This window comes from Cardiobacterium hominis, from assembly GCF_900637305.1.
GTDB classification, from domain to species: domain Bacteria; phylum Pseudomonadota; class Gammaproteobacteria; order Cardiobacteriales; family Cardiobacteriaceae; genus Cardiobacterium; species Cardiobacterium hominis.
Genome location: NZ_LR134365.1, coordinates 424,453 through 436,650, shown reverse-complemented (window position 1 = coordinate 436,650; position 12,198 = coordinate 424,453). Strand labels below are relative to the sequence as shown.

At 62.8% G+C, this 12,198-nt stretch carries 10 protein-coding genes; 6 read left to right on the top strand and 4 right to left on the bottom strand.

All coding sequences use genetic code 11. From position 1 onward, the window contains the following. The first annotated feature begins 39 nt into the window (after window positions 1-39). Window positions 40-303, top strand: a complete 264-nt coding sequence (locus EL199_RS01965) for a hypothetical protein (protein WP_004140822.1) — start codon at window positions 40-42, stop codon at window positions 301-303. A 62-nt stretch (window positions 304-365) separates the two neighbouring features. On the opposite strand, the gene EL199_RS01960 is transcribed toward EL199_RS01965, so the two are convergent. The 4 genes from EL199_RS01960 to EL199_RS01950 form a co-directional block, all read right to left on the bottom strand. Further along, on the bottom strand, window positions 366-1,337 hold the full coding sequence (locus EL199_RS01960; RefSeq protein WP_004140824.1) for an ABC transporter substrate-binding protein: 972 nt from the start codon (window positions 1,335-1,337) through the stop codon (window positions 366-368). Window positions 1,338-1,485: 148 nt separating this feature from the next. Further along, window positions 1,486-3,369, bottom strand: a complete 1,884-nt coding sequence (locus EL199_RS01955; RefSeq protein ID WP_004140826.1) for a TonB-dependent receptor domain-containing protein — start codon at window positions 3,367-3,369, stop codon at window positions 1,486-1,488. Window positions 3,370-3,454: 85 nt separating this feature from the next. Then, window positions 3,455-3,613 (bottom strand): hypothetical protein, encoded by a 159-nt coding sequence (locus tag EL199_RS12770; RefSeq protein ID WP_004140827.1) that lies wholly within the window; start codon window positions 3,611-3,613, stop codon window positions 3,455-3,457. Between the two features lie 101 nt (window positions 3,614-3,714). Continuing rightward, on the bottom strand, window positions 3,715-7,101 hold the full coding sequence (locus EL199_RS01950; RefSeq protein ID WP_004140828.1) for an AAA family ATPase: 3,387 nt from the start codon (window positions 7,099-7,101) through the stop codon (window positions 3,715-3,717). 362 nt (window positions 7,102-7,463) lie between these two features. On the opposite strand from EL199_RS01950, the gene EL199_RS01945 reads away from it, so the two are divergent. From EL199_RS01945 to EL199_RS01925, 5 genes are all read left to right on the top strand, one after another. Beyond that, complete coding sequence (locus tag EL199_RS01945; protein ID WP_004140829.1) at window positions 7,464-7,742, top strand: PTS sugar transporter subunit IIB; 279 nt, start codon at window positions 7,464-7,466, stop codon at window positions 7,740-7,742. Then, entirely contained in the window at window positions 7,739-9,013 is a 1,275-nt protein-coding gene (locus EL199_RS01940; protein ID WP_004140830.1) for a PTS ascorbate transporter subunit IIC, read from the top strand. Before EL199_RS01945 ends, EL199_RS01940 begins: the two co-directional genes overlap by 4 nt. 1 nt (window position 9,014) lies before the next feature. Further along, entirely contained in the window at window positions 9,015-9,752 is a 738-nt protein-coding gene (locus tag EL199_RS01935) for a sugar isomerase domain-containing protein (protein WP_040355109.1), read from the top strand. Window positions 9,753-9,895: 143 nt separating this feature from the next. After that, window positions 9,896-11,650: a SulP family inorganic anion transporter gene (locus tag EL199_RS01930; RefSeq protein WP_169306927.1), complete on the top strand. Its 1,755-nt coding sequence runs from the start codon at window positions 9,896-9,898 to the stop codon at window positions 11,648-11,650. 67 nt (window positions 11,651-11,717) lie between these two features. Then, the gene (locus tag EL199_RS01925; protein ID WP_004140838.1) at window positions 11,718-12,155 is read left to right on the top strand and encodes a copper resistance protein NlpE; all 438 of its coding nucleotides are present in this window, start codon (window positions 11,718-11,720) and stop codon (window positions 12,153-12,155) included. The last annotated feature ends 43 nt before the right edge of the window (window positions 12,156-12,198 follow it).

Here is a 12,198-nt window from a genome sequence, read left to right as displayed (position 1 = left end):
GTCGCAAGCCACCTGCCCCGTTTTGTTTGGGAGGACGATATGCTGGAAATCGCGATTTTGATGGCCATCGGCAAAATCCAGGACAGCGGCGGCCCGGCGTGGTTTTGGGCGCTGCTTTTTACGGGCATTGACGTTATGGCTTTCGGCTATCACGGCCCGGTGTCGCTGGCGATTACCGCCGGCTACGCCTGGGGTTATTTCCTGCTGCTGCGCCGGGTGGGCGACAGCTTGCTGACGTGGTTGCTGGTCTTGATTGTCGGCGGGGTGCTGCCGCTGGGGCTGACCTACGCGCTGTTGCGCTGAATGCGGACGCACAAAAAACCGCCGGATGCGGCGGTTTTTTTGTGCGCGTGAGAAAGGTGCGGTTAGCCGAGCAGGCTGGCATCGACGGCCTTGCCGCCGGTGATTTTCGGGTTGAACTGGTGCAGTTCGTTGAGGAATTGCAGGATTTCGTCGCCGATGGTTTTGGCGGGAATGGCGCAGAGGGCGGAGTGCGGGAAGGCGCGCTCCAGCGCGGGCACGGGTGCGGGCATGTAGTTGGCGGCGATTTCTGCGGCGCTTTTGCCGTTGTTCGCGACCCAGTCCACCGCCGCGAGCAGGTCTTTGTCCAGCGCGGCGAGGAAGTCGGCGTGTTCTTTGGCGGCCGTCTCGGACACCATCAGCCCCGCTTGGGCGATGCCGCCTTTGGCGGTGTTAAAGGTTTCGCTCCAGATTTTGTCGAGGGAGAAGCTGCGCTCCACGTTCACGCCTTCTTGTTTGCCTTTGAGGGTGGAGGCGCTGGCGAGCGGTTCGGGCAGGAGCGCGTTCGGGTAGTCTTTTTGCAGGAAAAGGGTAACGGCTTCGGGCGGGGTGGCGGTGTAGGTGATGCGGTTTTCGAGGTTAATGCCGTGTTTTTTGGCGAGTATTTGCAGGACGATATCCGGCATGTCGTTTTTGAAGGGCATGACGAGGTTTTTTTCAGCCAAGCCGCCGAGGTCGCTGATGGTGCCCGCTTTGCTCATGACTGCCAGCAGGCCGCGCGTCATGATGTTGTGCAAGAGTACCGGCTGGCCTTGCGCGCGCAGGTTGGCGGCGACGTAGCTCGGCACGACGCTGATTGCGATGCTTTTGTTGAGCAGTCCCGCGCGCAGCATGTCCGGGCTTTGCCAGCTTTTGACGGTAAACGGGCGGATTTTGCGCGCTTCGCCCATTTCGGCGGCGACCGCCAGCAGTACGGTCGGGGTGACGGGCGGCCCCCACAGGGTGAAGGGTTCGGCGGCGCGCAGCGGCAGGGCGCTGGCGGCTGCGGTCGCGGCGCTGATTTGCAGGAAGCGGCGGCGGGTGAGGTGGTGGGTCATGGCAGAGTCTCCGGTTTGGGTGATGGGGCGTTTACATACACTTGAGCGCTCGTGGTGTATGTAAAGGGATGGTTGCAGGTTGGGCTGGCGATGGCTACTGAACAGCGCGGTTTGCGGGCAAACCCCAGACCTCCCCCACGGGGGGCTTTTAGAAGTTAAAGCTAAATCCCAGCCAGTAGGTGCGTTCCGGCGCGGCGACGGCGTTGGGGCTTAATGCGGCGACGTGCGGCTGTTCGTTGTAGGCGTGGTATTTGCGGTCAAGGAGGTTGTCGATGCCGAGGCTGACGGCGAAGCGGTCGCGCGTTTGCAGGCTGGCGTAGAGGTTCACGGTGGCGTAGCTCTGGTAGTGCAGCGGGTTGTCGAAGCCAAGGCCTTTGGTTTTGTCGCTGTCCAGGCGCGTGCTTTTGTGCGCGTAGTGCAGGTTGGCGCCGAGGTTGTAGCTGCCGAAGCTGGCGTAGTCCTGCCAGTCGAGCGCGAGGTCGGCGCTGAGCGGGCGCACGTTGTAGAGCGGGCGGTGGTCGCCGTTGTTTTCGCCGTATTGGTAGCGCAGTTTGCCGCGGGTGGCGAGGTTGCCGGTCAGGCTTTTGGCCGCGCTGATTTCGGCGCCGATGAGGGTGGCGTTGGTGTTGCGGCTGATGATGTTGCCGTCGTTTTTGTGGATGCTGTTTTGCCCGCGCGCGCGGTCGTAGGTGATGAAGTCGTGCACTTTGTCGTAGTCGGCAGCGGCTTCGATTTGCCAGGCGCCGGCAAGGTCGCCGTTGCGTACTTTGCCGTAGTCGCGCCAGCCTTCACCCTGCCAGCTGCCGCTGATGGCGATGCGGTTGTGGCGTTCGGGTTTGAGGTAGGGGTTGCCGATCCAGCCCATGCCGTTTTGCCCGGGCAGTGAGGTGAAGCGCTCCGGGTTTTCCGGCTGGCGGATGCGGCTGTCCACGCCTATGCGGTATTTTTGTCGCTCGCTGGGGCGAAACTCGTAGGCAAGGGCTGCGCCAACGCCGCTGGTGGTGCGTTTGCCATTAAGCGCGCGCCCGTAGTATTGCTGCCAGAGTTGGTTTGGCGCGGGGAAGTTTTGTTCGCCGATTTTTGACGGGGTGTTTTTCTTTTTCACGTCCGCGGTCAGGCGGTCGTAGCTGAGGCCGCCGCTGATTTGGTGTTCCGGGGTGATGTTCCAGTAGTGGTCGTAGTAGAGGTGGTAGTGGTCGCTGTGGATGTCGGCGAAGCGGTAGGCGTTGCGGCGCGCGCCTTGCGGGGTGAGGGCGAAGCGCTCGGCGTTGTGGCTGTCGCGCCCGTATTGTAGGCCGATGTGGGAGCGCTGTTCGCCGTATTGGATGCGGTAGTCGGCGCCGAGGTCGGTTTTGCTGCGTTCGACTTCCATTTTGACGCGCGGGTTGTTCGGCGCGGTGGTGCGCAGTTTGTAGTTGTTGGCGGTGCGGTCGAGTTCGATGTGGCGCGCGGTGAGGTTGATGGTGTTGCTTTGGTCTTGCGCACCGAGGCGGGCGTTGGCGTTCACCACGATGCGTTGGGTTTTGACGGCGTCCATTTGGTGCTGCGGTTGTTTGTCGTCGGCGATGTGGTCGCGCACGACGCCCAGGCGGTATTCTTGCCGCGCGTCCGGCACAAAGCCGAGCATCGCCATTTCGCCGTCGCGCGTGTAGCCGGCATGGACGCGCTGGCCGTTGCCGTCTTTGTAGTCGTCGAGGTGGAGGCGGTAGGCTTGTACCGCGCCGTAGAGGTTGCTGCCGCGCTGGCGGTAGAGCAGGCGCTCTTGGTCGCCGAGGTTGCCGATGCTGGCCTCTATTTGTAGCGGGCGGGTGGTGTTGGTGCTGACGTTTTGCGCGACTGAGGGGTTCACCCACGGGCGCTGGTAGTCAAACTGGTTTTCCAGCGGCTGGCCGAAGGGGGTTTGCGGGGTGATGACCGGCGGCGGGGAGAAGTCGTATTGCGGACGGTAGGCGTCCGCCGTCGCGAGGTCGGTTTTTTCTTCGGCGTGTGCGGCGGCAACGGCGAGCAGCGGGAGCAGGTAGGGCAGTTTCATGTCGGGTTTCCTCAAAGGTTGGCAATGTTCGGTTAATGATAAACCTTCTTCTTTGAGTTTGCATGGGCTGCGGCTGCGCGATGGTTTATGAGAAGCGGGGGCGTGTCTGTGCGGCGGGTTTGCGGGCGAGTGGCAGGATGAGTGCGCCCATGCGGCTTTCGCTGTCAAGCCAGGCATCGAGCGGGGTGCGGGTTGTCGCGGGGCGCTCTGCGGCAAGCGGGGCGATGTTGAGGGGGGTAATCATGCGTTTCTCCTTCTGGTGGTTGCCGGTATTGTCGGTGGCAGCGTACGGGAAGGGAAATGGCTTTTGGTTTGGTGTTTATGCGTTTTGGTTTGGTTGTCGTTTTATTCGCCAAATTGTACGGCGACGAGGCGGGAGACGCCGGGTTCGCTCATGGTGACGCCGATGAGTTGGTCGCAGGTTTGCATGGTGCGTTTGCGGTGGGTGATGACGATGAATTGGGGCTGTCCCGCCATTTCGCGCAAAAGCGCGCTCAGGCGGCCGACGTTGGCGTCATCCAGCGGGGCATCGACTTCGTCCAGAAGACAAAACGGCGCCGGGTTCAAGCGGAAGAGCGCGAAGACGAGGGCGAGCGCGGTCAGCGCTTTTTCGCCGCCGGAGAGCACGCTCAGGTTTTTGACTTTTTTGCCCGGCGGGCGCACGGCGATGGTCATGCCTGCTTCCAGTATGTCGCCCTCCGTCCAGGCGAGTTCGGCTTCGCCGCCGCGGAAGAGCAGCGGGAAGAGGCTGGCGAAGTGGCGGTTCACGATGTCCAGGGTGTCTTGCAGGCGGCTGCGGGTTTCGTTGTCCAGTTTGGTGATGGCTTCTTCGAGCAGTTCGAGGGTGTGGCGCAGGTCGCGGCATTGGTCGTCGAGGCTGCGGTATTCGGCGTCGGCGCTGTCGTAGTCGGCGATGGCGGCGAGGTTTACGGCGCCGAGGGCTTCCATTTGTTGTTTGAGGCTGCGGATTCGGGCGGTCAGGGCGGCTTCGTCCGGCGGGTTGGCATCGTCCATGTCCAGCGGTTCGCGGTTGTCGGCGAGGAGTTCGGCGGTGATGCGCTGGAGTTGTTGTTGGATTTGGGCGAGGTGTTCTTGGTGGTGGTTCAGGCGTTCTTCTGCCAGGGCGCGCTGGTGTTGGCGTTCGCGCAGGGTTTCTTGTTCGCGGTGCAGGTGGTGTGCTTGTTCTTCGACGGCGCGCGCGGTCTGCGCCCGCTGTTGTTCGTGTTGTTGGTGGGTTTCTTCGAGGGCTTCGTGGCTCAGGTGTTTTTCTTCGAGTTCGAGGGCGAGTGCTTCGCTTTGTTCTTGCAGGGCGGCGAGGGTTTCTTCGGCTTCCAGGCGTTCGGCGGCGAGGCGTTGTGCCTGTTTGTCACCGGCGGCAAGGTGGGCGCGGTGTTGTTCGAGCGCGGCTTCGGCGGCGCGGTAGTCGTTTTGTTGTTGTTGCCAGCTGTGGTCGGCGTCCTGGTAGGTCTGGAAGGCGGCGCGGAAGGCGGTTTCCAGGGCGGTAACGGGCGGCAGGGCGGCAAGGGCGGCGGCGGCAAGGTCGGTTTCTTCTTGGGCTTGTTGTTGTTGGCGGCGGGCGGCGGCGAGGTCTTCGGCGAGGGTTTCCAGGGCGCGTTGTTGTTGGGCGCGCAGTTGGGCGCGGTGTGTTTGTTGTTGGGCGACGAGGGCGAGGCGGTGCGCGAGTTCGCGTTGTTGTTGCGCGGTTTGTTGGTGTTGGCGCTGTTGGGCGGCGTGGGTGTCGCGTAGGCGGGCGAGTTGTTCGGCGGCGGCGGCTCCGGCTTCTTCGAGGTTTTGCAGGGCGGTTTCGCTTTTTTGTAGTTCGGCTTCGAGGGCGTGGATTTGGTTTTGTCGCGCCAGTTGGTCGTCGCCGCGCGTTGCTGGCTGGATGCTGTTTTGGCTGATGATGCTGCCGTCGAGGGTGAGGTATTGCACGCCGGGAGCGAGTTGGTCGCGGCGGATGTCGGCGTCGTGCGCGGCGAGTGGTTGGAGGTGGCCGAGCCAGGGGTGGAGGTCGGCGTCGCTTTGGATGTGTGCTTGCCAGGCGGCGGGGACGCTGCCGCGTGCCAGTTGGGCGCTGCCGTGCGCGAGGGCGGTTTGCCAGTGTTCGGTGCCGAGGGCGGCGTGCAGGCGCTCGCCGAGGTAGCGGCCGATGGCGCTCTGCCATGCGGGCACGACGTGCAGGTGGTCGAGCAGTTGGGGGGCGGCGGCGAGTTCGGGTGGCTGGTTTTGGGGCGCGGGCTGGAGGCGGCGCAGGGTGTCGAGCGCTGCTTGTTGTTGGGCGTGGCGGGTGTGGGCGGCGCGGGTTTGGGCTTGTTGTTGGTCGTAGCGGGCTTGGGCGGTGGCGAGTTCGGCGGCGGTTTGTTGTTGGGCGTCTTCGAGGGCGGTGAGGGTTTCGGCGAGGGTGTCGTATTGGGTTTGTAGGGTTTCGGCTTCGAGGGCGTCGTCGTCGGTGTCGGCGGCGGGTTGTAGGCTGGCGCGGCGTTGTTCGAGGCGCTCTTGTTGTTGTCGGGCTTCGTTCAGGCGGTGCGCGGCGCTGTAGTGGCGGTTTTCGGCGTGGTGGCGGTGTTCGCGTTGGGCGTCGAGTTGGTGGCGCTGTTGGTCTGCGGCGGCGCGTGCTTGTTCGGCGGCGAGGCGGGCGGCTTCGAGCGCGGGCGCGCGTTCGGCGAGTTCGGCTTGCAGGCGGGCGATTTCGGCTTGGTGCTGCTGCGCCTGTTCGTGGTCTTCGTCGTGTTGTTGGCTGAGGCGGGCGAGGCGGGTTTGTTGGTCGCGCGCGTTTTGCGCGAGGTGTTGTTGGTTTTGCCGGCCGCTTTCGAGTTCGCGCCGCAGTGCGGCGAGGCGGGCGGCGCTTTGTAGGGCGGCGTTTTCGGCGGCGTGGTGCGCGGCTTTGGCGGCGGCGAGTTTTTCTTCGAGGGCGGCGATTTGGGCTTCGTCGATGCCGCTGTGGGCGAAGAGGTCGTTCAGCGCGGCACGGTCGCGGCTGTATTGTTCTTGCGCGGCTTCGTGCTGGCGGTGCAGTTGGTGGTATTGCCAGCTTTGTAGTTGGTGGCTGGCGGTTTGGGCCTGGGCTTGTAGCGCCCGCCAGGTTTTGGCGGTTTCGGCTTCTTGCGCGAGTTTGTCGCGCTGTTTGCCCAGTTGGTGCAGGCGGTCGTCGTGGCGGGTGAGGTGGTCGCGCACCTCGTTCATGCGCGCTTCGCTTTCTTTGCGCCGGGTTTTGTAGAGGGCGATGCCCGCCGCTTCTTCGATGAAGACGCGCAGTTCTTCGGGTTTGGCTTCGATGATGCGGCTGATCATGCCTTGTTCGATGACGGCGTAGCTGCGCGCGCCGACGCCGGTGCCTTGTAGCAGTTCGACGATGTCGCGGCGGCGCACGCGCTTGCCGTTGATGCTGTATTGGGATTGGCCGTCGCTCTGGACTTTGCGCGCGATGACGAGTTCGGCGTAGTCGGCGAATGCGCCGCCCGCTTTGCCGTCGCTGTTGTCGAAGTGCAGGGCGACGCTCGCCTGTGCCGCGCCGCGCCGGTTGGCCGCGCCGGCGAAGATGACGTCGGTCATCGCCTGGCCGCGCAGTTGTTTGGCGGCGGTTTCGCCGAGGACCCAGCGCACGGCGTCGATGATGTTGGATTTGCCGCAGCCGTTTGGGCCGATGATGCCGGTGAGCGGTGCATCGACGGGGAAGGTGGTGTTGTCGGCAAAGGATTTGAATCCGGCGAGGCGGATGGCGGTGAGGTGCATGTTTTTGGGTGTGTGCGCTGCGAGGGGCGCGTATTATAGCGGCGGTTTGGCGGTGGGCTTATTGTGTTGTTGTAGATGGGGTTTTGTTTGTCGGCGCGGCTTGGGGATGGGGCGGCCTGCAAAGCTTCGCCCGCTTAATGTTAGAGAATTTAGGCAGTTATAAATTCAGTTTTAGCCCTCACCCCAACCCCTCTCTCGCGCTTCGCGCGAGCGCTGCGTGTCCCAGAGGGAGAGGGGCTTTATATGGACTACCCGCGCGATAACGCTACAATGCAGGCGACCGCAGGGATGCTGGCGCGACGGTTTGTCGTGGCGCGCTTCTGCGGTCGTTTTGTTATCCCCCCTGATGTAAGGAGAAGACGATGAAGTTTCTTGCAGTATGTGGTTTTGGCATGGGCAGCTCGATGGTGCTGCGTTTTACGATTGAGAAGGCCGCGGCGGCGCTCGGTATTGATGCCGAGGTGGAGAATACGGATTTGGCGTCGGCGCAGGCGATGAAAGCGGATGCGGTCTTCACCAGTTATGAGTTGGTGGATCAGTTGCGTGGCACGCTACAGGCGCCGGTGCTGCCCGTCCGCAATTATCTGGACAAGGACGAGGTGCAGGCGCAGCTCGCCACGTTGCTCGGAGGTGGGTCATGAGCGCGTTCTGGGATACTGTCGGCAGCTTTGTCCTTAACAATATTCTGCGCAATGCCGCGGTGTTGCTCGGTCTCATCGCCATGCTGGGGCTGTTGTTGCAGCGCAAGAGTCTCGCCGATGTGGTGAAGGGCTCGCTGATGGCGGCTTTCGGCATGGTGATTCTTACCGAGGGCGTCTCGATTTTGATTGGCACGATTGCGCCGATTAACGCCGCGGTGCAGAGCAGCATGGGGCTTGTCAGCGATGCCGCCGCGCCGCCTGATGCCGCTTTTACCGCCGAATACGGCGGCATTGTCGGCATCAGTATGTTTTTCGGGTTGCTGCTGCATTTGCTCATCGCCCGCTTTACGCCGGTGAAGACGGTGTTTTTGACCGGGCATATGCTGTGGTGGTTCCCCTTCGTGATTGTCGCGGGCGGGGTGGAAGCCGGGGTGCGCGGCACGACGCTGGTGGCGCTGAGTGCGGTGCTGTCGGCGCTGTATTGGTCGCTGATGCCGTGGTTGATGCGCCGCTTTGTCTGGGATGCGACCGGCGACGAGAGTTTTTTGATTGGCCACCCGACCGGCATTCTCTCGCTCTTTGCCGGTTATGTGGCGCGGGCGGTCGGCGACAAGTCGCGCTCGACCGAGGATTTGCGACTGCCGCCCAATCTCTCGTTTTTCCGCGAGATTTCCATCTGCGGCGCGCTGGTGATGCTGCTGATTTATCTGGTCGCCGGATGGTTCTTGCCGGGGCTGGTGCCGGAAGGCAAAACGCTGTTTTTTGTGGCGATTGATGCCGGGCTGAAATTTGCCGCCGGATTGTTGGTGATGCTCTACGGGGTGCGGCTGCTCATCAGCCAGATTATCCCGGCGTTTCAGGGCGTTGCCGCGAAAATCGTCCCCGGTGCCAAGCCCGCTTTCGACGTGCCGATTCTCTTTGGTTACCGCCCCAATGCGGTGATTATCGGCTTTGTCGTCGCCATGCTGACTTCCACCGTGCTGGTGCTTATCGTCAATTATTTCAACGTGTTTAGCGTGCTGCTCCTGCCGTTGGTGATTACTAGCTTCTTTGAATGCGGCGGCGCGGCGGTGATTGGCGAAGGGCAGGGCGGTCTGCGCGGCGCGATTGCGGGCAGCGTAGCGGCCGCAGCGCTGATGATTGTGCTGGTCGGTATTTCCGCCGCCATTTACAGCCACACCATCCAGAACTGGATTCTGATTTTCGGCGGCAACGACCTCTCGCTGCTCGGCGTCATCAGCTACTACCTCGGCCTGATTTTTGGAGGCTGACATGTACGCCTACCAGAAAGCGGTGCTTGCCATACTGGAGGAGGCGTTTGCGGCGGAAGGCGCGGCCATTGAGGCAACGGTCGCCGCGCTTTGTGCCGCTATTCACGACAAACGCGCGCTTTACATCTTTGGTGCGAGCCATGCGGGCATTCTCGCCGAGGAACTCTACTACCGCGCGGGCGGCCTGATGCTCATCAACCCCATCTTTGGCAGCGAAATCATGCTCAACCGCGCACCGGTAACCACCACCAGCCGCATGGAGCAGCTCGAAGGTTATGGCACCGTGCTGGCCGACGGCGTGGATTTCCGCGCGGGCGACGTGCTGATTGTCCATTCCGTCTCCGGGCGCAACGCGGTCGCCATTGACCTCGTGCTCGCCGCGCGTGCCAAAGGCGTGCAGATTATCGCGCTCACCAACCTGCGCTACTCGCAAAGCGTCAAGAGCCGCCATTCCAGCGGCAAACGGCTGTTTGAACTGGCCGACATCGTGCTGGACAACCACGGCGTCATCGGCGACGCCGTCTGCGAACTGCCCGGCGTGGCGCAAAAAGTGGGGCCAACCTCAACCGTGGTCGGCGCTGCCATATTGAACACCATCGTGGTCGAAGTCTGCCGCCGACTGGTCGAGAGCGGCATGCAGCATCCGCCGGTGTTCTACTCGGCCAACCTCGATGGCGGCGCGGCACGCAATCAGGCGCTGGCAGAAACCTACCGCGAGGCCATCCGCTACCGCTTGTAAGCGCGATGGGCGCAGCGTAACCGCCTGGCTGACCGCTGGGCGGTTTTTTCCGCGCAGGGCGACGCCCCGCCACGAAAGGAAGCATTGAACGGGCGGCAAACATTGCTATGCTGTTCCCGCTGTATTCCTTGCAAAGAGGTGGTATGAAAAGGATTTATGCCGCGCTGGAGCTCGTATTCTGGCGCTTTTTCATGATGCTCTGGCCGTGGATGCGCTGGCCGCGGGCGACGGCGGCTTCCCTCCGCGGTGATTTTTGGGCGGGGCTGACCGGGGCGACGCTGGTGTTGCCGCAGGGCATCGCCTTCGCGCTCATCGCCGGGGTGCCGCCGCGTTTTGGCCTCTACAGCGCGATGATTGCCGCGGTGATTGCCGCGCTGTTCGGCTCCAGCTGGCATTTGGTGAGCGGGCCGACGGTGGCGCTGTCGGTGGTGTTGCCGACGGTGCTGGTGCCGTATGCGGTGGTCGGCTCGCCTGATTACATCGCGCTGTCGCTGGTGTTGATGTTTCTCGTCGGCGCGATACAGCTCGCCTTCAGCGTCTTCCGCCTCGGCGCGCTGGTCAATTTCATCTCGCCGACGGTGGTCACCGGCTTCACCGCGGGCGCGGGGATATTGATTATTTTCAGCCAGTTGCCGGATTTCTTCGGTGTGCAACTGCCGCGCGGCTTGCCGCTTTTGGACCGCGCGGTGGCGCTCGCGGAAGCGCTGATGTGGACGCATTGGCCGACGCTGGCGATTGCGACGACGACGCTTGCGGTCGCGGTCATCACCCGCCGTCTGCGCCGCCGCTGGCCGTATATGCTCATCGGCATGCTTGCCGGCAGCCTGCTTTCGCTCGCCATGGACGGCGCCGCACACAACGTGGCGATGCTCGGCGCGCTCGATTTGCAGGCGCCGCTGCTGGAACTGCCGCCGTTGCACTGGCAGACGCTGCGCCAGTTGTTACCGGCGGCGGTTGCCGTCGCCCTGCTCGGCCTCATCAACGCCGTATCCATCGCTCGCGCCATTGCCGCGCGCTCCGGACAACGCATTGACGGCAATCAGGAATTTTTCGGGCAGGGGCTGGGCAACCTCATCGGCAGCTGCTGCTCCTGCTACGTCATCTCCGGCTCGTTCAACCGCAGCGGCGTCAATTACGACAGCGGCGCGCAGACGCCCTTGGCGCAAGTCATCACCGCCGTTCTGGTCGCAGCCGCCCTCATCGCCGCGCCCGGCCTCACCCGCCACCTGCCGCTGCCAGCGATGGCGGGCGTCATCATGCTCGCCGCCTGGAACCTCTTTGATATTCCGCGCTTCAAGCTCACCCTGCGCACCAGCCGCAACGAAACCGTCATCCTCCTCGCCACCTTCCTCTCTACCCTGCTGTTTAGCCTGGACTTTGCCATCTACGTCGGCGTCATCCTCTCGCTCGTCCTCTACCTGCAAAAAATCGCGCACCCGATGCTAAGCGGCGTCGATTTCGAGCCGCTGCACCGCAAGGCGCGCGAGACCGACCCCGCATTCACGCCGCCGCTGCGCGCGGTGCGTCTCGACGGCTCCATCTTCTTCGGCTCGATGGAACACGTGCGCAGTCGCCTCGCCGAACTGGCGGCAGAACGCGAAGGGCGCAGCCTGCTCATCCTCGCCGAAGGACTGAACCGCCTCGACATCGCCGGCCTGGAAATGCTGCTGGACGAGCGCAAGGCGCTGCAAAAAAACGGCGGCGACCTCTACATCATCGGCATGAAACCCTACCTGCGGCGCAAACTGCAACACAGCCCGTACTGGGAAATGCTCGGCGGCGACACGCACCTCTTTGAAAGCACCTACGTCGCCTGCCGCGAAATCTGCCTCGCCCTCGGCATCCGCAACTATCGCGGCTACATGAAATATTTGTTTCGAGATTACAACAAGCTGTAGTCATATTGATACTTGCGCGCGGGGCGAAAATCCATACCATAGCCGCCCATCAACCGCGAGACCCCACATGAAACACCTCCTCCTCATTACCGCCCTGCTAGCCGCGCTAGCAGGCTGCTCCAGCACCAAAAAACACGAAGAAAAACGCCCGATGCGCGCGCCACAAGAAAACGTCGTCGAAAACGCGCGGAAAAACGTCGCCTGGCAAGGCACCTACCAGGGCATCCTGCCATGTTCCGCCTGCGAAGGCGTGGCGACAATGATCGTGCTGAACCCGGACATGACCTACACCACACGCACGCGCATGCTCGGCATTGACGACAAGGACCGCACCGGCGAAGGCCGCTTTGAATGGCTGCCGGACAACAGCCACATCGCCATCGACAGCGAAGGCCAGCGCAAAATCTTCCGCGTGCAAAACGACCATCTCGAAATGCGCATGCCCAACGGCGATGCCATCCCGACCGCGAACCCGGAAGCCTTCCAGCTGATGAAGACGCAATAGTTTCAACAATAACTGACACATTACTCGCAAAAAAACGCCGCCC

Bases quoted from the DNA above. Each gene is read 5' to 3' on its own strand.
- EL199_RS12770 (WP_004140827.1), bottom strand. From the start codon at position 3,613: ATGATTACCCCCCTCAACATCGCCCCGCTTGCCGCAGAGCGCCCCGCG.
- EL199_RS01930 (WP_169306927.1), top strand. From the start codon at position 9,896: ATGAAAAGGATTTATGCCGCGCTGGAGCTCGTATTCTGGCGCTTTTTC.
- EL199_RS01940 (WP_004140830.1), top strand. From the start codon at position 7,739: ATGAGCGCGTTCTGGGATACTGTCGGCAGCTTTGTCCTTAACAATATT.
- EL199_RS01965 (WP_004140822.1), top strand. From the start codon at position 40: ATGCTGGAAATCGCGATTTTGATGGCCATCGGCAAAATCCAGGACAGC.
- EL199_RS01935 (WP_040355109.1), top strand. From the start codon at position 9,015: ATGTACGCCTACCAGAAAGCGGTGCTTGCCATACTGGAGGAGGCGTTT.
- EL199_RS01925 (WP_004140838.1), top strand. From the start codon at position 11,718: ATGAAACACCTCCTCCTCATTACCGCCCTGCTAGCCGCGCTAGCAGGC.
- EL199_RS01960 (WP_004140824.1), bottom strand. From the start codon at position 1,337: ATGACCCACCACCTCACCCGCCGCCGCTTCCTGCAAATCAGCGCCGCG.
- EL199_RS01945 (WP_004140829.1), top strand. From the start codon at position 7,464: ATGAAGTTTCTTGCAGTATGTGGTTTTGGCATGGGCAGCTCGATGGTG.
- EL199_RS01955 (WP_004140826.1), bottom strand. From the start codon at position 3,369: ATGAAACTGCCCTACCTGCTCCCGCTGCTCGCCGTTGCCGCCGCACAC.
- EL199_RS01950 (WP_004140828.1), bottom strand. From the start codon at position 7,101: ATGCACCTCACCGCCATCCGCCTCGCCGGATTCAAATCCTTTGCCGAC.